The following is a 22,798-nucleotide window of genomic DNA, read 5'->3' on the forward strand; positions in this document are numbered from 1 at the left end:
TAAAAAACAAGAAGTAGTAAAATTTAAAATTTAGAAAAAATGAAAAATTCAGCATTAAAAGGAGCTCTCGGAGCACTAGCCGTTGTGGGTGTAGCATTAATTGCTAAAAAAGCAGTACAAAGAAAAAGATTTATCAAAAGTATTTTTGATGAGTATGGAATCAAAGAAAAATCACCTTTCGGACTGGCAGATAAGATCAGAGAAATGAATGAGGAAGACTACCAGGAACTGAAAGGGAAATTCAAAAAAGAATTCCATTCAAGATGCTGTAAAAAGGATAATACCTGTGAAGCATAAGAAGTAAAAACTAAATTGAAATTGTTGAACTCCGGCGCGGGAAGCAAAGCTTCCCGCGCCGGAGTTTTTTATTTAAAATAGTTCTTAAAAATGCTTTTTAACACTACATTTGCTTGTTATTAAAAGCTATTTCCGGTTATTATGAAACTCAAGAATACCTCTATTACAATATTATCGTTTTTCTCGATCATCATTAATGGACAAAACTCGAAGCAAAAAGAATATATTTTCTTTTTGCACAATAAATTCCTGGAAGACCATTCTTTTGAGGAAAAACACCCAAAATATGGTGTCGCAGAATATGAAACAATACTTCATAAACTAAGAGATCAAAACACCATTGTTATTTCTGAGAAAAGAAAAGCTGATACAGAACCATCGGTTTATGCTGAGAAAGTGAAGAAACAGATTGACAGCCTCATGAAAAAAGGAATTCCGGCCGGAAGAATTACAGTAGTTGGCACCTCTCAGGGAGGATATATTGCACAATATGTATCTTTTTATGAGAAAAATCCACAATTGAAATTTGTGATTATTGGAGCGAGCTTCAAAGATGATTCTTTGGAAAAAAATAAAAACTTTAAGCTTTATGGAAGAATTCTTTCCATTACGGAGAAATCAGATGATGGACATGTGCCGTTATCGAAGGAACAAAGGTTGATCAGATCCAATATTAAGGATTTTAAAGAAATAGAGCTGAACACAGGATTGAATCATGGTTTTCTGTTTAAATCTCTCAACGATTGGGTTATCCCTACTAAGGATTGGATTTCTCGTAAATAGGTATTGGTAAGTCTATTACCTTTTAGTGGTTATCATTGAAGTTGTTGCGAAATGATCTTCGTGATCTTCGGGAAATACCTCTAATCGAAGTTGAGATTCCTTGCTATGCCCGGAATGACAAAAGTGCCGTTGAAATCTCCATTTCACTTTTAGAGAAGTACAATTTTATCGGAGATAAAATTTTTGCGTCTTAAAAATATTCAGGTAGCTAAAAAAACTTGGCGCCCTTGCATTTTTCAACCAATAGATTACGAGCTGTATTGAGATTGCTTCACCTTCAGTTCGCAATGACTTTTTTGAGCTATATTTTCAACAAAATTTTTGTTGGAAATATCAAACACAAAGAAAAATAAATCCTTATTTTTGTAATGCTCAATGAAAGATTACTACTATTTTCTCGGTATTTCCCAGGATGCTTCTGAAGAAGACGTCAAAAAAGCGTATCGAAAACTATCTTTAAAATATCATCCTGATAAAAATGACAATGATGATTTTTTTGCAGACCGATTCCGTGAGATTCAGGAAGCTTATGAAACCTTAAGTGATTCTGTCAGAAGACGTGCTTATGATCAAAATCTTGAAAATCATCAGCGAAGTTTCAGATATAATATTCCACCGGTTATCAAAACTTTTACAGCGAATAAAATTCATGCGAAAAAAGGAGAGGAGATTATCATCAACTGGCAGACGAGCAATGCGGATGTAGTGAAAGTATTGCCTTTCGGATTAGAAAAGCCGTATGGAGAAAGGATCTTTAAGATCACAGAATTTAAAGATGGAAAATTCCAGCTTTTGCTTCATGCAACAAATTCTCTTTTGCACAAAACAGTGGTTCAGGGAATTACCATTACAGAGGTTTTTGAAAACGATTCTGAGAAGTTCAAAAGCACTGTAGAAGAAATGTTGAAACCACAACCCAGAACAGTAATGAACAGGTATGGACAGCCTAAAATAATGATGCTGATTTGGGGGATTATTATAATAGCAATTGCTATATATATGTTAATCCGAAGCTTTGGTTAGCCTAAGCCATTTTTTTTCTTCCCGGACATTTTTTGCATCTTTTCCCTTTTTTGAACTTTTTGCAGCAAGATTTCTTTTCACAGAACATCTCTTCGTTTTTGAATGAGTAAGGAGCCAAAGGCGCTACTTTAAATGGTACAATCATATTCATGTTGCAAATATATTAATTTAGAATAAATATAATTAATAAAATTTCATAAAATTCATAATCCCTGATGGATACCACCGGAAACCCGCTTTTACAAGGGAAAAACAAAGCCTGATTCTTTACCAGATTGCTTGTTATGTTCTCCAAAAATTGAAGTTAAGCTTAGGTTTTAAGTAAATAAAAGCGAATTTGATAGAAAGAGAAGATTACTAATAGTTTGCAGTCTTGTTAAATTAATACACAACTATTTTATTGGAAATAAATTGATACTTTTCTTACATATTATGCACGGAATAGCGGTGATCTTTATTTAAACTAACATGAACTTTGCCAGAAGTTTATTAAAAATAGAGTAGGTCGAATGGCTTCATTGTTTTTGTGAATTATCACTCATGGAATCCTCTTGTACAATCGTTCAAAAAAATGTAATTTTACGAATCTTTTTACAAACAAAATCTAATAAATAAAAATGAATACAGAACAGTTTGTGAGCCGTCACATTTCCCTTAATGAAGCCGATAAGCAGGCGATGTTGGAAAAACTTGGCGTTTCTAGTATTGAAGAGTTAATTTCTCAGACCATCCCATCTTCTATCCGTTTAGAGAAAGATCTTGAGATCTCAGAACCGCTTTCTGAATACGAAATGTTGAACCACTCAAAAGAATTGGCATCAAAAAATACAGATTATACAAGTTATATCGGTTTTGGATACCATAATACCCTTTTGCCTTCAGCAATCCAAAGAAATATTTTTGAAAACCCCAGCTGGTATACGGCTTATACTCCGTATCAGGCAGAAATTGCACAGGGAAGACTGGAAGCTCTTCTTAATTTCCAGACTGTAGTGTGTGATCTTACAGGTTTTGCATTGGCTAATGCATCTTTGCTGGATGAATCTACTGCAGCTGCTGAGGCGATGCACATGTTCTTCAACAACAGAACGAAAGACCAGAAAAAAGCAGGAGCGAATAAATTCTTCATTTCTGATCTTGTTCTTCCTCAAACAGTTTCTGTATTAAAAACAAAAGCTGAAGGATTAGAAATCGAAATCGTAGTAGGAGATCATAAAGCGCATCAGTTTGATGGTTCTTATTACGGTGTTTTACTACAATATCCTGGTAAAAACGGAATCGTTTTAGATTACACAGAAGATATCGTAGACTATAAAAAATTAGACCTTCAGGTAGCAGTTGCTTGTGATCCGATGGCTTTGGTGAAACTAAAGTCTCCGGCAGAAATGGGAGCAGACTGTGCAGTAGGAACTACACAGAGATTTGGTATTCCATTAGGATACGGAGGTCCTCACGCTGCATTCTTCGCTTGTAGAGAAGATTATAAAAGAGATATTCCGGGAAGAATTATCGGGGTTTCTCAGGATATGTACGGAAAACGTGCATTAAGAATGGCTTTACAGACAAGAGAGCAGCATATCAAAAGAGAAAGAGCAACTTCAAATATCTGTACAGCTCAGGTTCTTTTGGCAGTAATGGCTGGAATGTATGCTGTTTACCACGGTCCAAAAGGATTAAACTATATCGCAGATCAGATTCACTTTAAAGCAAACGCTTTGAAGAATGGTCTTAAAGCATTAGGATATCAGACCGTAGAAGAACCTATCTTCGATACGGTGAAAATGACGATGTCTGAAGATGAGAAAGCAAGATTAATAAGATTGATGCAGGATCATAGACTTAACCTTAACTATTTCACAGAAGGGGTAGTAAGTATTGCGATCAACGAAAGTACAACATTAGAGAAATTAAACTATCTGATGGCTTCTTTCGCTCAGTTTAAAGACAAGCAGACTTTCAAATTAGAAATAAAAGAAGGATACAGCATTCCTGAAGAAAACTTAAGAAAAGACGAAATTCTTACAGAATCAGTTTTCAACAAATACCATACGGAAACAGAATTGATGCGTTACATCAAGCGTCTTGAGAGAAAAGATTTATCATTGACACACTCTATGATTTCTTTAGGATCTTGTACGATGAAACTAAACGCAGCAACTCAAATGTTACCGCTTTCATGGGAGAATTGGGGAGCTGTTCACCCATTTGTACCCGTTAACCAGGCTGAAGGGTATCAGGAAATGATTCGTGAACTGGAGAAAGATTTGGCAGAAATTACAGGTTTTGCCGGTACTTCTCTTCAGCCTAACTCCGGAGCTCAGGGAGAATATGCAGGATTAATGGTTATCAGAGAATATCACATTTCAAGAGGAGACCACCACAGAAATGTAGTATTGATCCCTCAGTCTGCACACGGAACAAACCCGGCTTCTGCTGCTATGGCAGGAATGAAAATTGTTGTTGTGAAAAACCTTGAAAACGGTGAAATCGACTTCGAAGATCTTAAAGCTAAAACAGAACTTCATTCAGCAAACTTATCAGCTGTAATGATTACATATCCGTCTACTTACGGATTCTTTGATGCCAACATTAAAGAAATTACCAACCTTATCCACGAGCATGGAGGACAGGTATATATGGATGGTGCCAACATGAACGCTCAGGTAGGATTTACAAGCCCTGGAAATATCGGAGCTGACGTTTGCCACCTTAACCTTCACAAAACTTTCGCAATTCCTCATGGAGGTGGAGGTCCTGGAGTAGGTCCTATCTGTGTTGCTAAACACTTAGTACCTTTCCTTCCTTCTAACGCAAATATCAGAATCGGATCTAAAGAAGCGATTGAAGGTATTTCTGCTGCACCGTACGGTTCAGGATTGATCCTTAACATTTCTTATTCTTACATCAAGATGCTAGGAACTGAAGGGTTGAAAAAGGCTACAGGACATGCGATCATGAATGCGAACTACCTGAAAGAAATTTTAGCAGAGCACTTCCCAATCTTATATTCAAACGAGAATGGAAGAGTAGCTCACGAATGTATCGTAGATTTCCGTCAGTTCAAATCTTTAGGAATTGAAGTGGCAGATGTGGCGAAGAGATTAATGGATTATGGTTTCCATGCTCCAACGGTTTCTTTCCCGGTTGCAGGTACATTGATGATTGAGCCTACAGAATCTGAAAGCAAGTCTGAAATCGACCGTTTTGCAGAAGCATTGATCTCTATCAAAAAAGAAATTGATGAAATTGCCAACGGAGAAGCAGATGCAGCGAACAACGTATTGAAAAATGCTCCTCACACAGAACAATTGGTGATCTCAGATTCTTGGGATAAACCATACAGCAGAGAAAAGGCAGCGTATCCGCTAGAGTGGGTAAGAGACCACAAATTCTTCGCTACTGTAGCAAGAGTAGATGAAGCTTACGGAGACAGAAACTTAGTTTGTACTTGTGAGCCTATTGAAGCTTATATGTAATCTCAGTTTTTTTAACATAAAAAATCCCTTTCAGTAATGAGAGGGATTTTTGTTTTATAGTCATTGCGAGCAAAGCGAAGCAATCTTTAACTCGGAAAAGTCAATTTTAGTTTATTAATCAAACAATTTATATTTTTCAATATAGTGTTCTTTTGCTTTAAAGTGCCCTGATTTTTTATTATAAAGAAAAACGTATTCTACAGGAATCTTTTTGAAAGGATTGTTCACAGAATAAGTAAACTTTTTGCCATTAATAATTGTTGAATCATACCAATCTCCAGATGGAGTCTGTCCCTGAATCAATACTAATTTTCCCGTGAAAGCAATATCGTTTAAACCATCATTATTGAAGTCTTTTGCTTTTAATTTTAGCTCATTAGGCTCATATATTTTGCTGTCTTCGTGAGCATCATAAGTCCTAAGGCTATATTCATAATATCCTTCATACACATTTTCCAAAGAATCTGCTGTTACCTTATAAAGCTCATGTCCGCCATTTCCATGTCCTGTTACAATAGTTGCCAGTAAAAATGGGTTTTCTTTTGGGAAAACAGAAACAAATTCATATCGTTCAGCAGCGAATGTTTTGACCAGCTTCCCATTTTTCGTTAATAATAACTGGTATTTCCAAGGGTATTGTGAAGTAGACCCAGCCTTCCAGTCATACTCAATAAAATAATAATCCTGATGTGAACCATTGATCTTTACTTTCCTGAATACTGTTATTTTTTCACTTTCCTGCTGAGACGGGCTTTCATGAATATGAAGATCAAAGGCCTGTCTAAGATTTGGAATAAACCTCGAAGAATCTTTAATTGCCGGATAATCTGTAAGATATTTAAATGAGATAGGGACTTTAGGTTTTACTACTACTTCTTCTTTATTTGTATTCTGAATTTGAATTATCTCTTCTTTTTTAGCTTCCTGCTTTTGAGTACAGTTAAGGACAAGTAAAGGAAAGATTACTGCCAGAGGTATTTTTTTCATAGGTTTATTAGTTGCGGAAGGAAATTTTTTGAAATTTATTATATTTTAATGAAATGCCAGTCATTTAATTGCTATTTTAAAAATAAAATCACCTCCCAAAATTGAGAGGTGCCTTAGTATTTAAATTCTGGTTTGTTATCTTCTTTTAAAGCTGTAGGCCAAAATGATGGCGACGCCCATTGTGACGCAGGTAATAATTGAAATGGTTTCAATTGAAATTCCACTTTTCATCTGTGTGTTTTCTTTTTCACAAGAATAAAAGAATAATACTGCTATAAATAGACAGCCCGAGAGTAATTTTTTTGTCATACATGTATTTGTTTGGTTCTTAAAGTTTTACATCAAAAAGTATACCGAATTTGTAGACTAAAAAATCCTTTGTTTAAAGGGTTTTGAACATATTGATTGGCTGGCAGTAAATGATTTAACGTAAAGAATTAGGACAAATAGTTAATCTTATGGACAATTTTTTTTATCAATCCCCGGTTTCCAAAATAGCAAAGTAAATGATTGATCAAAAGTACTGAAAAAGGAAACAGATTACCGAAGAAATTGTTAAAATTAGCCATGGTAATAATGAAAAAAATAAGCGAAAAAAGGTTTAACTTCCATAGCTTTACTTGGTAAGTAAGTGTTTTGTTGTTTTCATTATAAGTGAATTTCCCATTATCAATTAGAGATAAATAATGCCAATTGGATCTTTCTGTGAAAAGACCTTCACTGAAAGAAATAAACTCCGGTCCGCAAAGAATATTTTGAACATTTTTTTCTTTTAATAGATTGTGTACTACATAAATAACCTGATAAGATGTTTTATCATTGATGATTTCTCTTTCAAAAGTATAAGTAAATGGAAACATGTAATTTTATGCTTTTTTGCTTGCTTTACCCTCATTCCAATAATAACTGTCCGGATAGATTCTCGCGCCAAAAACAGCCGTCCCCACCCGTACAATCGTGGCTCCTTCTTCAATAGCTGTTTCCAGGTCTCCGCTCATTCCCATGGAAAGTTCTTTCATTTCCACATTGGAAATATTTTCCTGTATAATGTCCTGCTGAATATTTTTCAGAATTTTAAAGCACGATCTTACTTTCTCAGTTTCTGCACTGAACAGGCCGATTGTCATTAATCCTTTTATTTTCAAGGTAGGGAAGCCGGCAACTTTTCGGGTCAGTTCAATCGCTTCACTGGGATCAACTCCGAACTTGCTTTCTTCATTTGAGGTATTCACCTGAATCAAGACATCAATCGTTTTGTTTTCTGCCAAAAGTCTTTGGTGGAGCTTTTCGGCCAGTTCCAGCCGATCTAGAGACTGAACGCAGATCACATCATATTTCAGAATATCTTTGATTTTATTGGTCTGAAGATGTCCTATAAAGTGGTTTTCATGAGGGGTATTCTTTAAGTCATCATATTTCTCCTTCAATTCCTGTACTTTGTTTTCAGCAATTAAAGTCTGGGAGTGTTCCAAAGCGATTTTGATACGCTCTGCAGAAACTGTTTTGATGGCCAGTAATAGCTTTACTTCATCAATATTCCTTCCGGATTTTTCACAGGCACTTCTTATCCGGTCGTTGATGACGGAGAGGTTGTGGAGAATATCTTCTTTCATGATGACATTGTTTCTTTGGCTTCCAGTTTTTTGATTAAAGCCGCTTTAACCGCTGTTAGAGCATGGTCCTTTGCTTCGGCAAAAGAAATAGAATACTTTCTTTCAACCGTTCTCATATCTTCGGGAAACTGAACTAATAATTGATCATAGAAAGTATCCAGGATCTCGGCAGAAGGCATTTCATAATTGATCTTTAACTGGAAGCGTCTTAATAGAGCAGTATCAATAATTTCAGGATGATTGGTGGCGCAGATTAAAAGTGAATTTTCAGGATAATAATCAATCAATTGAATCAAAGTATTAACCAGTCTTCTCATTTCGCCCACATCTTTATCATCACTGCCTCTTGCTTTCCCGATCTGATCCAGTTCGTCAAGAAAAAGTACAGATCTTTCTCTGGCGGCTTTATCAAAGATCATTTTAATATTCTGGGAGGTTTCACCAATACGTGATGAAACAATATTACTCAGATTCAGGATAATGATATTTTTACCTAAGGCATTGGCAATCGCCTTTGCTGTCATTGTTTTTCCGCATCCTGAACTTCCCTGAAGCAGAATCTTATTATTAACAGGAAGACCGTACTCCTGCAGTTCTTTAACATAGGTGTTTTCCTTGATAAGCTGTACAAGCTGCTCCTTGCTGTTTTTATCGAGAAATACTTCATTAAGGGTTACCTCTTCTTTATCTTGAATAATAAGATTATACAGATTCATAATGACAATTAAATAAGCAAAGATAAAACTTTATTAAATGCTGAAAGAAATCCTGAATAATAATAAACCGCTAGGCCAGAAAGAGGTTCGTAATGAATTGTGAATATAATATATACACTTTCATACAGAATAGAACGACTTGAAAATATCCATAGAAATCTGGGATTAAAAAAGATGAGGTTCTCAGTTGTAAAACAAAAATAAAGCCGGACTTGCGAACGGCTTTATTCATTTGGATATAAAAATTTGTTGTGAAACTAAGATCTTTTTGTTTATGTTTTTGGGCCCTTTTACCCAATGAGTAAAAGAGCAATCTGATCTCTCAGACTAAAAACATAAAACAATATAATTAGTATAGATATTCTATAGGCTTGTTTTATTTAGAATTAGTTTCTTTCTCTTCTTACTGTCATAAGATATGAAGCGATTACTACTAGACCTGTTGCGATTCCGATATAAGTTATCATTTTGTATTATTTTTAATTATTTGACTTTATTTTATCAATCTTTCAATTGCAATATTACTACTTTCAAATCACGTGCCAAAGTAAAATATTATGATGTTTATCAGTGTATTACGAGGGTTGTTGCTCCCTTATTGATGAAAATTTGTTTACATTAAATTAATACATTATTGAAAATTTATTAACACTTTTATTATTCTATCTGTAAAATTATGTGAAAATGTTAATCGTTTTTCGACTTCTATATTGGAGTTGATAAAACAAATAATAAATAATGCGTAGCATAATATCATTGTAAACCATATTTCTTGAATGTATATTATTCACCTGAAATTGATTTTTATGTTAAGAAAATTTATTTTTAACCCTCGTTTTTATTTTGGATTTTTTGTCAGCTGTCACATTTCATGACATGGAGAAATATTATTTTTATGCCATAACTGAAAAATAAACTTACCTATTGGCTTATTTTTTCTGATCACATACCTCTTTTAAAAAATAGATATAACTAAAAATAAGACACTTAAATCATTCAAGTGTCTGTGAGAACCATTGCTGGATTACTGACGTTTTGAGAACGCTGGATTTTTATAGAATAAGAAAGAGCAGACCAACACTTGCCATCTGTGGAGTAAAGAAGGAATAATCCCTCTTTCCTTTTTGGGAATTACCGGAATGCTTTTGCTACTTTTGTAGAAAGAATGAATGTATGGGACGTAGTTATGTTTTTCTTGCGCTGGCAATTGTATTTGAAATAATCGCTACTTCTTTCCTGAAAAAATCCGAGGAGTTTTCCAGGTTGTGGCCGTCTTTAATAACCGTAATCGGGTATGCGTGTGCTTTTTATTTTCTGAGCCTTACCCTTCGCCAGATCCCTGTAGGAATTACCTATGCGATCTGGTCCGGAGTCGGCATTGTCTTTATAACGATGATTGGGGTAATAGCATTCAAACAGATTCCTGATCTGCCTGCGATTATTGGTATTGTTCTGATTGTCCTAGGCGTGATTATTATTAATGTATTTTCAAAAATGGGTACTCATTAAAAAATAATCTCCTGATGCTTTTGCATCTGTTTCCAATGTTGAGACCTTGTTTTGTATAAAAAAAACTTTCCCAGCTTATATTTGAACTTTAAATAGCCACGGAACTCAATGCCGCCAAATAATGTAAAGGGAATTGCAGGATTTTCCTCTAATGATTTTCTTATCCCTTTACTGAATACGGTAGGACCTGTAGTAGCATGTATATTATGGGGATAGCGGTGACTGTTTATATTATCAATCATCAATTCTAATGTTTTCTTTAGAAAAGGATGATTTTTATTGAAAATAAGTGCCCATTGGACATACAGATTTTCGTGTCTTTCTACACTGATTACAGCTTCATCGTTTTCTTTAACCAATTCTCTGAACGGTTTGATAATACTGCTGTCGATATCAAGATATATGCCTCCTTTCTTATATAAAACAGCATATCTGAAAAAATCAGCTTTTGAAGCACCAATTCTCAGTTTACGATAAGTTTCAATATATTCAGGAGGAAATTCTTCTGTGAGAAATTTTTCTATGTCCTGATCATCATAAAAGTAATACTTGTATTCCGGATTTTTTCTTTTCATATTCCAGATATGATAACGCGTAATCAGAGGAAGTTTTTTAGTTATAAAAGTCTGAAATATCTGTTTAGGTACTGCCATATTCAATTTTATTCAATTCTTAAAGGAAAATCCCGAAATCATTTTAATAAACCATTCGCATAATTGGTAATAAGATTTTTCATGAATGAGAATACTCTTAATTTGTGTTTCTGAAGTTTTGATTGTATTTTGGATGAATGGTTAAATCCCAATAGATAGAAATTTTAATTTTTTTTTAATATTTTTTTTCAGATCCTGATAATGAGCTAGAAAACTTTAACATTGAACTATCGATTGATCTTATTTTACTCTTCGTTTTTCAAAAGGATTATAAGAAATTCCCACATTGAAATAGAACGAAGGTTTATAAGTGCCTTTCCATATATAATCATTAAAAGAGTCCTGCTTATTAAATGCTCTGGAATTGATATTTGCTCTAAGTCCTGTTTTAAAAGTTCCTATGAAATTTCCACCCAGATTATGCTCATAGATCGCTCCCGAGTTGAGAGCAACCTGCCGGAATTCGTAAGTAGTATTATTCCGGTAAGTATAAAAGGATGTATTGTCCATTTCTGTTCCCAGCGAAATTCTTCCGTTGGAGAAAACATCTTTTCTGACCAATACTTTTTTCGGAAGCAGAATGTCAAGAACCCATCCGTTGTTGAATCTGTTTTCTAAAGTGAAAATAGGAAGGACAGGAATTTGGCTACTGGGATCAATAATACCAGCCAGTCCGAGGGACATTTTTGTTTTTGGAGTTGCTTTTAAAATTAAAGAAGCCGTTACCAATCCTCTTATCCGTTCAAAATGCTGATCACTTCCATCTACAGAAATATTGGCCGAATATATTGCTGTCTTCTTAAATAGCCTTGAAAAATAGACTAGATTAATAGCTTCCGAATGATAGTGAAAGTTTTCCTCCGTTTCAGTTCCTGGGATTACCGGATTTTCATTACTGATCGAGGTGTAACGATAGTTCAAGGCAGTGCTCAAAAGCCAGCTCTTCTTCTTGATAAAGTAGATATTAGCATCCGCTTTCACTTGTTGGAAGCTTTTTACCTTGTTATCCGGCAGATCCTGTCCGTGAAGTTGTGACGAGAATGAAGAGGGGGTAACCAATATATACTCAATATTGAAGTTTCTCGACTGTGGGATTTTATCAGCATAAAAAGCCCGGACCTTCAGAGGAATACTGTCTTTTTTTTGAGCATACATGATACTTTTAAAAGGGAGCAGCGCCAAAGGGATAAGTGCTCTTCTCAATGTTTTCATGGGCAGTTTATTGTAAGGGGGTGAATGATCGATTGAAAAAAATTAAATGAAAAAATTTTGTCATAGAAAATGTCCAGACTGTTTTCAATGATAGTATCAGTATATCCGGAGGTATCCTGAATATAGGTTTCTTCTACAAATACAAACCAGAGTTCTGAGAGATCGTATCTTCTTCTAAACTCTTCAGAAGCATTACTGTCAGGTACAGCAGAGTATTTCAGATCACAAAACAGGATTCCTTTTTTACCATTCTGATGTTCCACAATATTGATAGGATGGTGGAGGTAGCTGAGGATTTTTATTTTTGGGTCAAAACATTCTACAAAATGATGTAAATCAATGAGCTGTATTACTTTTTCTTCCTGTTGGGATTCTGTCATAAAGAAACATTCTAATGATATTTCCTGGGTCAATTCGTGAAAAGCGGTCAATTCCATATGCATTCATTTAACAATGCAAAGGAATATAGAAAAGAAGCGCCCGAATTTGTTTTTATACAAAATGGCAGGTATTTTATACAAAACCCTGACCGTAAATAATTCGTATAATAAAATGCAGGTTTTGTATAATAAAATAGTTGTAAATTACGTTATTGTCTATTTTTGTTAATGATAAAATGAGCCCAGAATATGAAATACAGCCCGTGGAAATTTGAAGAAACCTTTGTAATGGATTTTTTGGTGGAAGGGAAGTATAGATTTCAAAGACATCTGCTGTTTCTGGTCTTTTTTTTCTTTTTGCTCTACAGTGCAAGGTTCTGGCATTGGTACTCGGGAATCTATCAATATTACGTTCTGTTTTTTGTATATACTATTTTGATTACAATGGTTTACATTAATATATATGTATTGGTTCCCAGATTCTTCTTTAAAACAAAATACGTCACCTATCTTGTTTTACTTGTTTTGATGGGAGTAGTGGGACTCAATTTTATAGGGTATAGTTTTAGATTATTCTTCGAAGAATTCAGAATAAAAAATATTCTTAAAGAAAATGAAAAAGGAGGAATCTATGAAGGTGTTCTGATGTGTATTCCGATTATTATGACAACGACTACGGTAAAGCTTTTACAGAAATGGATCAGTGATAATAAAAGGATCAATGAACTAAGCAATCTTACCCTGAATATGGAACTGAATGAGCTTAGAAATCAGATCAACCCGCATTTTCTGTTTAATATGCTGAATAATGTAAAAGCACTCATCAGAACAGATCCGGCAAAAGCATCGGTGGTCATTGTAAAACTTTCTGAATTTCTAAGATATCAGCTATACGAAAACAGTGAAGAAAAAACGTTACTAACTTCAGAAATTGATTTTCTGTCCAATTTTTTAAACCTTGAAAAAATAAGACGTGACAACTTCTCTTTTGATATTCAGACAGATGCTGATAAAAGAACAGTTAACAGTACCTTTATTCCTCCAAACCTATTTACTACTTTCGTTGAAAACGCGGTTAAGCACAGTGTAGACCTCAGTGGAGAAGAGTCTTATGTGAAAATAGACATCAATATCGAGGATAAACAGCTTTATTTTAGATGTGTCAATTCAAGGAGTGCCGGCTATGTTGTTTCGGACAAAAAAAATAGCGGACTTGGGCTCGCCAATATCACAAGAAGACTGGAACTTCTTTATGGCGGGACTTTTAACCTGCAGATAGAATCAGGTGATAAAGAATATAGTGTAAAATTAAAAATTCCCGTGTGATGAACTGTATTATAGTTGATGATGAGCCTCTGGCAAGATCCGAAATGAGATCGTTGATTGCCGAAATTTCCAGTATTGATATCCTTGGTGAGTTTTCCAATGCACCCGCTGCCCTTGAGTTTCTTAAAGATAATGACGTAGACCTTATTTTCCTCGATATAGAAATGCCCATGGTAACAGGCCTTGAGTTTGTAGAAATGCTTCCTAAAAAATCACTGGTCATCTTTACAACTGCCTATTCTCAATATGCATTGAAGAGTTATGAACTGGAAGCTGTAGATTATCTTCTGAAGCCCATTGATCCCCAAAGATTGGAAAAAGCGATTGATAAAGCATTACTTTACACTGAGCTTTTGTCTAAAGATACGGTGAAGAATACAGTAGAATCTAATACTGCAGACTTTTTATTCATCAAAGCAGAGCGAAGATTTTATAAAATCAGTTTTTCAGACATTAAGTTTATAGAAGGTCTTAAAGACTATGTGGTCATTCATACCCAGCAGCAGAAACTGATCACTGCGATGAATCTGAAAACCATTCATCAGAAAATTTCCGGTGAAACCTTTATAAGAGTCAGCAAATCATACGTTGTGAACATGAATTATATTGATTCATTTGACAATCATAATATCTATATCGAAGACTTCGAAATTCCCCTTGGTGAAGTATATAGAGCCGATTTTTTCACAAAATTTGCGGGAGGACTCCTGAATTCAGACTGATAGATGAGTAATAATCAGAGTTTCTGATACAAACTAAAGATATACATCATCTGTGAAAAAATGTGTAATATCAATGGGGAAAAATGTATTCAATAGAAACGGGCTTCAGCCCGTTTAAATAAATCAAATCCATCAACGGCTTTAGCCAAAACTTGGAATGTCATCATTTATTTTAATAAAGCTTCTGATCCTTTTCACAAAAGAAACTTCTCCTTTTTCCGACCCCCGTTTGTTTTTTGATAAGTTTCTGCCCACATACCGGACAAACGGATTTGGTATGAACCAGCCAGTGCTTTTTCAAAACAAATTCTCTTTTCCATTTCAGAAAATCAAAACTGTAATTTCTGGCTTCGGCAATAAGTTCTTTTCTTTTTTTAGCAGGAAGATTACCCAACAGACTTTCCGGCTGAACTCCGATTCTGAAAAGGACTTCATTTTTAATAATATTTCCGACTCCCGAAAAAATATCCTGATTCATCAAAGCATCACAGACCATCATTTTCGGATTGGATTTTAATTTCTCTTCAGCTTTTTTAGAATTCCACTGATCACTCATTATATCAGCTTCCCAATCAATGGTGGAAAGATATTCAAGAGGTACGGATTTTACAGAACAAGTGTAGAAATAGATGCTTCCGGTAGAGAAAAATAGTGCTAAACGCAGGCTTTTATCCGGTTTGGTCTGCTCATTAATACTGTAAGAGCCAAACATTAATAAATGGATACGAATGGCTGATTTTTCAAAAATAAGGTAAGTCTGTTTTCCAAAAGTCCGGATTTCAAGGAGAGATTGACCAATGAACACCTCTTTTTCGAATTTGGCATTTCCTGAAACTTCTGTCACTTGCTGACCTGCAAATGGCTGCAGGCTTTCTTTCATTAATATGATGGATGGACCTTCAGGCATACGTTTATTTTGAGATAAAGATTCAAATAATATTCCATAATTGGATAAAATCTAAAGTTTTATCCCAAAATAAACCTATTCACAATAGAGTCAGACGAGTTTTTGTCCTACAAATCGGATCACTGAACCCGTCCCATTATGAAATAGCCCTTCATTGAGTTCTATCTCTGTTTCTGCTAATTCAATAATTTGATAATCAGGAAAATCAGCTTTGATCTCATCAATAGAAAATAATGATTCAATATCCTTGGGGCCGCCTACCTTTTCATTTCTTGCGATATATTCAAGATGACTTTTACTGAATGCTTCAAAAATAATAAATCCTCCTTTACGCAAGTATTGATCCAGCATTTGATGGATTGAAGACTTAATGTCTGCAGGAAAATGAGCGTAGATCAGCGCAATGGCATCAAATTGCTCAGGCTGGTAATTCAAGGTAGAAAGCTCTCCCACCTTGTAATCAATGGTCGTTTGCAATTGTTCGGCAAGCTGTAATGCTTTATTGCGTCCATTTGAGCTGATATCAAAAGCTGAAACCTGCCATCCTTGTGTTGCTGCAAAAACAGCGTTTCGCCCTTCACCTTCTGCAGGGAAAAGTATTTTGCCGGGTTTTAATGGAACCAGTTGCTCTTTCAGATAATTATTCGGTTCTGTTCCATACGCAAACTCTTCGTTGCTGTATCTGTCATCCCATCTGTTGAGCCATGTATTGTCTGTCATGATAAAAAGAATTTAAAATTTAAAAGAAGAATGATGAATATTCTTCCGCTTATTAATTGTATCAAATGTAGAATATTTCCTGAAGCTTTCCGATCCCTGAAAAACGTTTACTATAATAGATTTTTTGAATGACAGATCTCTCTAATAAAAATCTAAATACTATTCCGTACAATTAAAATTTGGAGTAATTTTGAAAAATGATGAATTTAAACCAGATTTTCACCAATCAACGTACAGGAAACAATCCACAGACTAGGGCTTCAAGAACTGATTTTCAAAGAGATTTTGACCGAATTATTTTCTCTTCTGCTTTCAGAAGGTTACAGAACAAAACCCAGGTTTTTCCTCTTCCCGGAAGTGTTTTTGTACACAACAGACTTACTCATTCCCTGGAAGTTTCATCTGTAGGAAGAAGTTTAGGAAGTATTATTGGTGAATTTATTGCAGAAGATTTTAAAAGTGAACTTACTGAAGATTCAAAGAATTTTTATCTCTATAATTTAGGAAATGTAATTGCGGCTGGATGCTTATGTCATGATGTGGGAAATCCTGCTTTCGGGCATTCCGGAGAAGATGCTATTGCAAGCTATTTTGAAAGAAATGAGAAAGATCTGAAGTCAAAGTTCAATGAAAAGGAGTGGGCAGATCTGGTCAACTTTGAGGGAAATGCCAATGCGATCAGAGTACTGGCACAGCAGCAGCAGGGAAAAGATGCGGGAGGTATTCAGCTTACTTTTTCAACGCTGGCAAGTATTGCAAAATATCCATGTGAGGCAGTAGCCAAGAAAAAAGGAATCATTCACAGAAAGAAATTCGGGTTTTTCCAGAATGAAAAAGATATTTTCCTGGAAATTGCCAAAGGAACCCAGCTTATTTCTGAATGTGAAGAACCTCATATTTTCAAGAGACATCCGTTTGTATGGTTAGTAGAAGCTGCGGATGACATCTGTTATAATATCATCGACATGGAAGATGCCCACCGATTGGGCATTGTTTCAACTGCAGATTGTAAAAATCTATTTTTCGAACTGGTAAAATCTGAAACAGATGATGTTCAAAGAATCGAAACAAAACTAAATTCTATCTCTAACGAGAATGAACAGATTTCTTATTTAAGAGCAAAAGTAATCAATGCATTAATCAATAAATCTATTGAGATGTATAAACATAACTTTGAAACGATTCTTGAAGGAAATCTTGATAACGGTCTGCTTGATATCTATAAAAACGAAAATAAAGCATTACAAGATATTGCCAGTTTTTCGGTGGAAAAAATTTATAATCATAAAGCGGTTGTGGAAATTGAAAATGCAGGGTATAATGTAATGTATGAATTGCTGGATCATTTCATCCCATCCATCCTAAAACCGGAAGATGAAAGAAAGTCGTATGATAAGAAAGCATTGAAACTGCTTCCAAAACAATTCGTCTACGAAAATGGAACAGACTATCAGAAAGTCCTTGGAATCATAGATTTTGTTTCCGGAATGACAGATAATTATGCTACGGATTTATATAGAAAAATCAAAGGAATAGACATCGGGATGACCATGTAAATTCTATTTATTGTAATAATTCAGAAGCCTCTTCGATTAATGACTGCATTAAAGTGGAGGCTTTTTTATGCTTTAAAATAGGGGCAATCTGACCTGCCCAAAAGAAAACGAAATCATTTTTTTGCTGTTCCAAAGCTGCTTTTCTCAGCGCTCCCATAAAATGAGTCTGCAAAGGAAAGGGAAGTGTTTTGTCCGTTGCTGCCAATACATCTCTTGTAATTTTTGAGGTAATTCCACGTCCCAATCTTCCGGTGTAAGCTCTGGTAAGGGATGTAGATTTTGCAGCGTCAGAAAATAAAAACTCTTTGTGAATAGGTAAAGCTCCGGATTCCTCAGTGGCCAGAAAAGCAGTTCCAATTTGTACAGCTTCTGCTCCTAATTGAAAAGCTCCGGCAATTCCACGCCCAGTGGCAATTCCTCCGGCAGCCACGATAGGTATTTTTACTTTATCTTTAATCAATTGAATCAGGACAAAAGTTCCCGTTGTAGAAAGCTCAGACTGATCCAGAAACGAAGGACGGTGGCCGCCACTTTCAAAACCGGAAGCTATAATCACATCTACTCCTGTTTTTTCCAGCGCAATAGCTTCATCCAGTGTTGTAGCATTTCCGAATACAACAGTTCCCTGCCGGTGAAGGTCTTCAATAATGCTTTCGTTCAGCAATCCAAACATAAAGCTGAATACTTTAGGCTTAATATCAAAAATGACTTCCAGCTGATTCTGAAACCTCGATTCGAAAGGAGATGGAGGTGCGGGAATATCCGTATTTAAAAGATCAAAGTAAGGTTTAAAACTCTCAACAGCCTTTTGGTATTGTTTTTTGGTATGTTCTTCATCAATAATATCATGATCATTTACCCAGAGATTGAGGTTGTAAGGTTTATCCGTTTTCGACTGTATTTCTCTGTGAATATCATAAATTTCCTGTGGCAACAAAGTATACGCTCCAAATCCTCCCAAGCCGCCAAGATTGCTCACCGTCGTTGTCAGTTCAACAGTAGACAGCCCTCCGCCAAAAGGACCTTGCAGAATAGGGTATTCAATTCCTAATAACTCTGTAATTCTATTTTTATTCCACATGATTTTGTTGATTTAAGGTTGTACGTTAGTCAATGTCTTATTAACGATGAGCCACTCGTTGTCTATCTTATTGAAAGTTATAAAATTATAATAATTAAAATCATACATCTTTACATGCAATTTTACTGTGGCAATCGAATTAATGACGTCTATTGAAATAATCATTGCTTTAAAATTTTTCCCGGATTTTTCCGGGCTTACCCGGTTTCCAACTCCTTCAATATATTGTTCTGCAGTTTTGAAATATGCAGCGCCATCGATATCTCCGAAAAGAAGTGCCTCTTTATAGAAAGCTTTTTTTAGAAGTTCAGTATTCCCCTCATAAATCCCTTTGAAATAATAATTTTCAATGACATTTCTTATTTCAGCTTCTGATGTTGTGTTGGTTTTCATATCCTTTATATTTTGTGCATGACTGTTCAATGGAAAACTGAACAGCCATGCAATAATTAATATTAGTTTCATGATAAATGATGCCCGGCACCCATTCCTCCGTCAACGTTGATGATCGCTCCGGAGATTAATTTGTTTTTAGCAATAGCATGAATCATCTGAGCGACTTCTTCCGGTTCTCCGATACGGTTGATCAGGTGAAGTCCTGCATTATTATCCAGATCTGCACCATGCATTGGAGTTCTGATTAGTCCGGGAGCCACCGTATTGACGCGTATATTATCTTTTCCAAATTCTGCAGCCAGCTGCAAGGTCAGAGCATGAATAGCTCCTTTGCTCGAAATAGGTGCCGTGGAGGGAGACTCTGCAATAGCGTGATATACTAAAGGTGTTCCCACATTGATAACCACTCCGTCTTTTTGTTTGATCATTTGAGGAATAACAGCCTGTGTTGTGAAGAATGTTCCTTTTAAATTTGTTGTTAAAAATCGATCCAGATAGTCTTCAGTAACTTCCAGGAATGGTTTGTTCTCATAAATTCCTGCATTATTGATCAGGACATCAATTGATCCAAATCTATCAAGTGCTGTTTTTACCAATGCTTCGCCTGTTGATTGCTCTGAAACACTTCCGGCCACCATGGCAAGGTTGTCTCCGGCTCCCAATTCATGATAAACTTCCTCTAATTTTGAAGCTGTTTGTGAATTGATGATTACATGATCGCCTCTGTCTAAGAAATAACGGGCTGTTTCCAATCCTATTCCTGATGATGCTCCTGTTACGATTACGGTTTGCTTTTTCATTTCTGATTTATTTTTTTTCTGTTGAAAATCCTTGTTCTTTTAATACTGAAACCTGTTCTCCGGCATATCCCCAGTTATCATCTTCAATTTCATTGATGACAATGTGGGTCAAATGGGGATCCTTGTTCAAAACTGAAGTCACAGCTTCACTTATTTTTCTGATTAATTGTTGTTTTATTTCGCGGTTAATGTCTTCGCGAAGTACCTCTACTTTTATGAATGGCATGATGGTGAATTTTTAAGATTAATTGATATTTGAATGGCATTAATGAGCTGCTGCAATAAGATGAATATTTAAATCAAAATTGTTGTAGATCAGGGTGTCACCCAGGTTGGTGAAGAAATTGGATGATCTGAATTTGATATTGAATTTCGTTCTGTCGACCACAATTTTAGTATCCAGAACTGCTGTATTGTCTGTTGCTACAATGTGCAGGCTGGTGTCGATAGGATGTTTAATTCCTTTTATTGTAAGATCTCCTTTTACGTAATAGAGATTCTGATCACCCGGTTCAGCATGCGTGATTTCAAAAAAAGCTTCAGGAAACTGATCAGAATTAAAGAAATCATCCGATGCCAGATGTTGGGCAAATTGTGTATTGGTTTCAGAATCCTCAATATCAAGGATTTTAATGGTGCGGGTATCAATGACAAACTTTCCTGATACAAGTTTCCCGTCTTCGAACTTGAAGTTTCCTTCTTTTACACCGATTGTTCCATGATGAGCTCCGGTTACCTTTCTTCCGATCCAGTTGATTGTACTGATTTCATGATTGATTTTAAAATTTTTTGTGTCCATTTTTTATTGGGTTTAAATAATGACACAAAGTTCAGCCGATCGAAAGAAATAGTTACGTGATGTACCTCACAAAATAGGAACAAGAATAAAAGGTTTTTTATTGATGAAGTCTGCTGAGGGTTTCTCTGGTTACTCCCAAATAAGAAGCAATCAGATGTTTCGGAACGAGATTGTACAGTTGAGGATACATGGATAAAAGCTCCTGATACCGGAATTTAGCATCATTATTCATAAAAGATAGCAGACGTTTCTGTGCTGCTACATATCCTTTATTCGTTCTCCATCTGAAAAAATGTTCTACCTCATGAATTTCATTGCAGATTTTCTCCCTGTCTTCGTTAGAAATAGAGAGAATGCTTGCATTGGTGATACAATCTACATTAATGGTAGCCCTTGTTGTATTGTAAAGCGCATCAAAATCTGTTACCCACCAGGTTGGCATGGCAAACTGAAGAATAAACATTTTCATGCTGTCATTAACGTAAAATGCTTTCAGGCAGCCTTCCAGAACGAAATATTCATGATTGACGAAATCGCCCTCCGATATTAAGCTTTGTCCTTTTTTTAAAGTAATCAGATTAAAATGTCCAAGAACATAATCCAGCTGCTCTTCAGTGAGAGATGTGAATTTTGAAATATGATCTTTTAATATTTCTTTAGAATTGATCATGATGTGTAATGAATATTCAAAAATAAGTCTTTTTCGGAATAATTTTAATTTAAAAATAAGTAAGAATGTTTAAGCTTGATTTTCAATGAGTCGTGTTCTGGGTCTTACATTTATTTTTCTTATATTTAAGCAGGCAGTAATAAAAAATGTTTTTAACGAAACAGGATTTAGTACGACATATTATTAAAAATTAAAACTATGAGTATATATTTAGCGCCCTTTATTTTCTTTGGGCTTATTATTTTATTCGCTTCGTTTTTTGTCGTTAAGCAGGAAACGGCTGCTATTATCGAACGTTTCGGAAAGTTTCGGGGGGTGAAACATTCAGGGCTTCATCTTAAACTGCCAATCATAGATCAGATCGCCAAAAGACTGAATCTGAGAATTCAGCAGCTGGATGTAATGATTGATACGAAAACATTAGACAACGTTTTCATCAAAATGAAAATTTCCGTTCAGTATCAGGTCATCAGAGAGCAGGTAGGAGATGCGTTCTACCGTTTGGAAAATCCTGAAAATCAAATTACCTCTTTTGTATTCGATGTGGTACGTGCTGAGGTTCCGAAACTGAAACTGGATGATGTTTTTGTAAGAAAAGACGATGTGGCAATTGCCGTGAAAAGTGAACTTCAGGAAGCTATGAATAGCTATGGGTATGATATTATCAAAGCTTTGGTCACAGATATTGATCCGGATGAGCAGGTAAAACATGCGATGAACAGAATCAACGCGGCAGAGAGAGAAAAAACAGCTGCAGAATACGAATCTGAAGCACAAAGAATCCGAATTGTAGCCGTGGCAAAAGCAGAAGCAGAATCTAAAAAACTGCAGGGGCAGGGGATTGCCGACCAAAGAAGGGAAATTGCAAAAGGACTTGAGGAGTCTGTAAGAATGCTGAATAATGTAGAAATCAATTCACACGAAGCATCAGCGCTTATCGTTGTCACGCAGCATTATGATACATTACACTCCATAGGAGCAAGTAACAGAAGCAATCTGGTTCTTCTTCCCAATTCACCTACGGCTGCAAGCAGTATGCTGAATGATCTTGTAGTAGCAATGACCACTGCAAATACAGTAGGAGAGGCTAGTAAAGGCAAATATCCGGATCCACCTCAAAAAGAATCAGGATTTTAGGAAATAAAAATTGAAACCAATTTTAATAAAAAAAT

Annotated in this window: 24 protein-coding genes; 9 read left to right on the forward strand and 15 right to left on the reverse strand. The window is 35.5% G+C overall.

The features are described 5' to 3' along the window. Positions 1–39: 39 nt before the first annotated feature. The 4 genes from AC07UM_RS14435 (at position 40) to gcvP (ending at position 5,579) form a co-directional block, all read left to right on the forward strand. Positions 40–297, forward strand: a complete 258-nt coding sequence (locus tag AC07UM_RS14435; protein ID WP_494683814.1) for a hypothetical protein — start codon at positions 40–42, stop codon at positions 295–297. A gap of 141 nt (positions 298–438) precedes the next feature. Further along, on the forward strand, positions 439–1,080 hold the full coding sequence (locus tag AC07UM_RS14440; RefSeq protein ID WP_494683815.1) for an alpha/beta hydrolase: 642 nt from the start codon (positions 439–441) through the stop codon (positions 1,078–1,080). 375 nt (positions 1,081–1,455) lie between these two features. Next, a complete protein-coding gene (locus AC07UM_RS14445; RefSeq protein WP_494683816.1) occupies positions 1,456–2,103 on the forward strand; it encodes a J domain-containing protein in 648 nt (215 codons plus the stop codon). A gap of 617 nt (positions 2,104–2,720) precedes the next feature. Beyond that, the gene (gene gcvP / locus AC07UM_RS14450; RefSeq protein ID WP_494683817.1) at positions 2,721–5,579 is read left to right on the forward strand and encodes an aminomethyl-transferring glycine dehydrogenase; all 2,859 of its coding nucleotides are present in this window, start codon (positions 2,721–2,723) and stop codon (positions 5,577–5,579) included. A gap of 114 nt (positions 5,580–5,693) precedes the next feature. Here the strand turns inward: gcvP and AC07UM_RS14455 are convergent, their stop codons facing one another. The 4 genes from AC07UM_RS14455 to AC07UM_RS14470 all read right to left on the reverse strand — a co-directional run bounded on the left by AC07UM_RS14455 (position 5,694) and on the right by AC07UM_RS14470 (position 8,895). Next, entirely contained in the window at positions 5,694–6,566 is an 873-nt protein-coding gene (locus AC07UM_RS14455; protein WP_494683818.1) for a hypothetical protein, read from the reverse strand. A 437-nt stretch (positions 6,567–7,003) separates the two neighbouring features. After that, positions 7,004–7,426, reverse strand: coding sequence for a hypothetical protein (locus AC07UM_RS14460; RefSeq protein ID WP_494683819.1), 423 nt, complete (start codon positions 7,424–7,426; stop codon positions 7,004–7,006). 6 nt (positions 7,427–7,432) lie between these two features. Next, on the reverse strand, positions 7,433–8,179 hold the full coding sequence (locus AC07UM_RS14465) for a YggS family pyridoxal phosphate-dependent enzyme (RefSeq protein WP_494683820.1): 747 nt from the start codon (positions 8,177–8,179) through the stop codon (positions 7,433–7,435). Then, positions 8,176–8,895 (reverse strand): AAA family ATPase, encoded by a 720-nt coding sequence (locus AC07UM_RS14470; protein WP_494683821.1) that lies wholly within the window; start codon positions 8,893–8,895, stop codon positions 8,176–8,178. Before AC07UM_RS14470 ends, AC07UM_RS14465 begins: the two co-directional genes overlap by 4 nt. Positions 8,896–10,068: 1,173 nt before the next feature. On the opposite strand from AC07UM_RS14470, the gene AC07UM_RS14475 reads away from it, so the two are divergent. Beyond that, a complete protein-coding gene (locus tag AC07UM_RS14475; RefSeq protein WP_494683822.1) occupies positions 10,069–10,404 on the forward strand; it encodes a DMT family transporter in 336 nt (111 codons plus the stop codon). Here the strand turns inward: AC07UM_RS14475 and AC07UM_RS14480 are convergent. The 3 genes from AC07UM_RS14480 to AC07UM_RS14490 all read right to left on the reverse strand — a co-directional run bounded on the left by AC07UM_RS14480 (position 10,401) and on the right by AC07UM_RS14490 (position 12,706). Then, entirely contained in the window at positions 10,401–11,057 is a 657-nt protein-coding gene (locus AC07UM_RS14480) for a glycosyltransferase family 32 protein (protein WP_494683823.1), read from the reverse strand. The genes AC07UM_RS14475 and AC07UM_RS14480 overlap by 4 nt on opposite strands. Positions 11,058–11,297: 240 nt before the next feature. Continuing rightward, positions 11,298–12,269 (reverse strand): hypothetical protein, encoded by a 972-nt coding sequence (locus AC07UM_RS14485; RefSeq protein ID WP_494683824.1) that lies wholly within the window; start codon positions 12,267–12,269, stop codon positions 11,298–11,300. Then, positions 12,266–12,706: a hypothetical protein gene (locus tag AC07UM_RS14490; RefSeq protein WP_494683825.1), complete on the reverse strand. Its 441-nt coding sequence runs from the start codon at positions 12,704–12,706 to the stop codon at positions 12,266–12,268. The genes AC07UM_RS14485 and AC07UM_RS14490 overlap by 4 nt, the downstream gene beginning before the upstream one ends. 192 nt (positions 12,707–12,898) lie before the next feature. On the opposite strand from AC07UM_RS14490, the gene AC07UM_RS14495 reads away from it, so the two are divergent. Beyond that, entirely contained in the window at positions 12,899–13,975 is a 1,077-nt protein-coding gene (locus AC07UM_RS14495) for a sensor histidine kinase (protein ID WP_494683826.1), read from the forward strand. Beyond that, complete coding sequence (locus AC07UM_RS14500; protein ID WP_494683827.1) at positions 13,975–14,697, forward strand: LytR/AlgR family response regulator transcription factor; 723 nt, start codon at positions 13,975–13,977, stop codon at positions 14,695–14,697. The genes AC07UM_RS14495 and AC07UM_RS14500 overlap by 1 nt, the downstream gene beginning before the upstream one ends. Positions 14,698–14,869: 172 nt before the next feature. On the opposite strand, the gene AC07UM_RS14505 is transcribed toward AC07UM_RS14500, so the two are convergent. Both AC07UM_RS14505 and AC07UM_RS14510 read right to left on the reverse strand, forming a co-directional pair. Next, a complete protein-coding gene (locus AC07UM_RS14505; RefSeq protein ID WP_494683828.1) occupies positions 14,870–15,604 on the reverse strand; it encodes a DNA-formamidopyrimidine glycosylase family protein in 735 nt (244 codons plus the stop codon). Between the two features lie 90 nt (positions 15,605–15,694). Beyond that, positions 15,695–16,324, reverse strand: a complete 630-nt coding sequence (locus AC07UM_RS14510; protein WP_494683829.1) for a class I SAM-dependent methyltransferase — start codon at positions 16,322–16,324, stop codon at positions 15,695–15,697. Positions 16,325–16,524: 200 nt separating this feature from the next. Here AC07UM_RS14510 and AC07UM_RS14515 point away from each other — a divergent pair, with 200 nt between their 5' ends. Next, positions 16,525–17,880, forward strand: a complete 1,356-nt coding sequence (locus tag AC07UM_RS14515) for a deoxyguanosinetriphosphate triphosphohydrolase (RefSeq protein ID WP_494684262.1) — start codon at positions 16,525–16,527, stop codon at positions 17,878–17,880. Positions 17,881–17,887: 7 nt separating this feature from the next. On the opposite strand, the gene AC07UM_RS14520 is transcribed toward AC07UM_RS14515, so the two are convergent. From AC07UM_RS14520 to AC07UM_RS14545, 6 genes are all read right to left on the reverse strand, one after another. Beyond that, positions 17,888–18,961, reverse strand: coding sequence for an NAD(P)H-dependent flavin oxidoreductase (locus AC07UM_RS14520; RefSeq protein ID WP_494683830.1), 1,074 nt, complete (start codon positions 18,959–18,961; stop codon positions 17,888–17,890). Between the two features lie 12 nt (positions 18,962–18,973). Continuing rightward, positions 18,974–19,426 carry a nuclear transport factor 2 family protein gene (locus AC07UM_RS14525; RefSeq protein ID WP_494683831.1) on the reverse strand — a complete coding sequence of 151 codons (453 nt, stop codon included), beginning with the start codon at positions 19,424–19,426 and terminating at the stop codon, positions 18,974–18,976. Next, complete coding sequence (locus AC07UM_RS14530; RefSeq protein ID WP_494683832.1) at positions 19,423–20,157, reverse strand: SDR family NAD(P)-dependent oxidoreductase; 735 nt, start codon at positions 20,155–20,157, stop codon at positions 19,423–19,425. The genes AC07UM_RS14525 and AC07UM_RS14530 overlap by 4 nt, the downstream gene beginning before the upstream one ends. A gap of 7 nt (positions 20,158–20,164) precedes the next feature. Beyond that, a complete protein-coding gene (locus AC07UM_RS14535) occupies positions 20,165–20,383 on the reverse strand; it encodes a tautomerase family protein (RefSeq protein ID WP_236854114.1) in 219 nt (72 codons plus the stop codon). A gap of 39 nt (positions 20,384–20,422) precedes the next feature. Then, positions 20,423–20,956, reverse strand: coding sequence for a YceI family protein (locus tag AC07UM_RS14540; protein ID WP_494683833.1), 534 nt, complete (start codon positions 20,954–20,956; stop codon positions 20,423–20,425). Positions 20,957–21,053: 97 nt separating this feature from the next. Beyond that, positions 21,054–21,626, reverse strand: coding sequence for a Crp/Fnr family transcriptional regulator (locus tag AC07UM_RS14545; protein ID WP_103232258.1), 573 nt, complete (start codon positions 21,624–21,626; stop codon positions 21,054–21,056). A 198-nt stretch (positions 21,627–21,824) separates the two neighbouring features. On the opposite strand from AC07UM_RS14545, the gene AC07UM_RS14550 reads away from it, so the two are divergent. Further along, positions 21,825–22,763, forward strand: a complete 939-nt coding sequence (locus tag AC07UM_RS14550) for an SPFH domain-containing protein (protein WP_494683834.1) — start codon at positions 21,825–21,827, stop codon at positions 22,761–22,763. Positions 22,764–22,798 lie beyond the last annotated feature (35 nt).

This window comes from Chryseobacterium sp. GW821-FHT04C04, assembly GCF_059420365.1.

Excerpts from the sequence above, each read along its gene's own strand:
- AC07UM_RS14435 (WP_494683814.1), top strand. The coding sequence starts at position 40 with ATGAAAAATTCAGCATTAAAAGGAGCTCTCGGAGCACTAGCCGTTGTG.
- AC07UM_RS14440 (WP_494683815.1), top strand. The coding sequence starts at position 439 with ATGAAACTCAAGAATACCTCTATTACAATATTATCGTTTTTCTCGATC.
- AC07UM_RS14445 (WP_494683816.1), top strand. The coding sequence starts at position 1,456 with ATGAAAGATTACTACTATTTTCTCGGTATTTCCCAGGATGCTTCTGAA.
- gcvP (WP_494683817.1), top strand. The coding sequence starts at position 2,721 with ATGAATACAGAACAGTTTGTGAGCCGTCACATTTCCCTTAATGAAGCC.
- AC07UM_RS14455 (WP_494683818.1), bottom strand. The coding sequence starts at position 6,566 with ATGAAAAAAATACCTCTGGCAGTAATCTTTCCTTTACTTGTCCTTAAC.
- AC07UM_RS14460 (WP_494683819.1), bottom strand. The coding sequence starts at position 7,426 with ATGTTTCCATTTACTTATACTTTTGAAAGAGAAATCATCAATGATAAA.
- AC07UM_RS14465 (WP_494683820.1), bottom strand. The coding sequence starts at position 8,179 with ATGAAAGAAGATATTCTCCACAACCTCTCCGTCATCAACGACCGGATA.
- AC07UM_RS14470 (WP_494683821.1), bottom strand. The coding sequence starts at position 8,895 with ATGAATCTGTATAATCTTATTATTCAAGATAAAGAAGAGGTAACCCTT.
- AC07UM_RS14475 (WP_494683822.1), top strand. The coding sequence starts at position 10,069 with ATGGGACGTAGTTATGTTTTTCTTGCGCTGGCAATTGTATTTGAAATA.
- AC07UM_RS14480 (WP_494683823.1), bottom strand. The coding sequence starts at position 11,057 with ATGGCAGTACCTAAACAGATATTTCAGACTTTTATAACTAAAAAACTT.
- AC07UM_RS14485 (WP_494683824.1), bottom strand. The coding sequence starts at position 12,269 with ATGAAAACATTGAGAAGAGCACTTATCCCTTTGGCGCTGCTCCCTTTT.
- AC07UM_RS14490 (WP_494683825.1), bottom strand. The coding sequence starts at position 12,706 with ATGGAATTGACCGCTTTTCACGAATTGACCCAGGAAATATCATTAGAA.
- AC07UM_RS14495 (WP_494683826.1), top strand. The coding sequence starts at position 12,899 with ATGAAATACAGCCCGTGGAAATTTGAAGAAACCTTTGTAATGGATTTT.
- AC07UM_RS14500 (WP_494683827.1), top strand. The coding sequence starts at position 13,975 with ATGAACTGTATTATAGTTGATGATGAGCCTCTGGCAAGATCCGAAATG.
- AC07UM_RS14505 (WP_494683828.1), bottom strand. The coding sequence starts at position 15,604 with ATGCCTGAAGGTCCATCCATCATATTAATGAAAGAAAGCCTGCAGCCA.
- AC07UM_RS14510 (WP_494683829.1), bottom strand. The coding sequence starts at position 16,324 with ATGACAGACAATACATGGCTCAACAGATGGGATGACAGATACAGCAAC.
- AC07UM_RS14515 (WP_494684262.1), top strand. The coding sequence starts at position 16,525 with ATGAATTTAAACCAGATTTTCACCAATCAACGTACAGGAAACAATCCA.
- AC07UM_RS14520 (WP_494683830.1), bottom strand. The coding sequence starts at position 18,961 with ATGTGGAATAAAAATAGAATTACAGAGTTATTAGGAATTGAATACCCT.
- AC07UM_RS14525 (WP_494683831.1), bottom strand. The coding sequence starts at position 19,426 with ATGAAACTAATATTAATTATTGCATGGCTGTTCAGTTTTCCATTGAAC.
- AC07UM_RS14530 (WP_494683832.1), bottom strand. The coding sequence starts at position 20,157 with ATGAAAAAGCAAACCGTAATCGTAACAGGAGCATCATCAGGAATAGGA.
- AC07UM_RS14535 (WP_236854114.1), bottom strand. The coding sequence starts at position 20,383 with ATGCCATTCATAAAAGTAGAGGTACTTCGCGAAGACATTAACCGCGAA.
- AC07UM_RS14540 (WP_494683833.1), bottom strand. The coding sequence starts at position 20,956 with ATGGACACAAAAAATTTTAAAATCAATCATGAAATCAGTACAATCAAC.
- AC07UM_RS14545 (WP_103232258.1), bottom strand. The coding sequence starts at position 21,626 with ATGATCAATTCTAAAGAAATATTAAAAGATCATATTTCAAAATTCACA.
- AC07UM_RS14550 (WP_494683834.1), top strand. The coding sequence starts at position 21,825 with ATGAGTATATATTTAGCGCCCTTTATTTTCTTTGGGCTTATTATTTTA.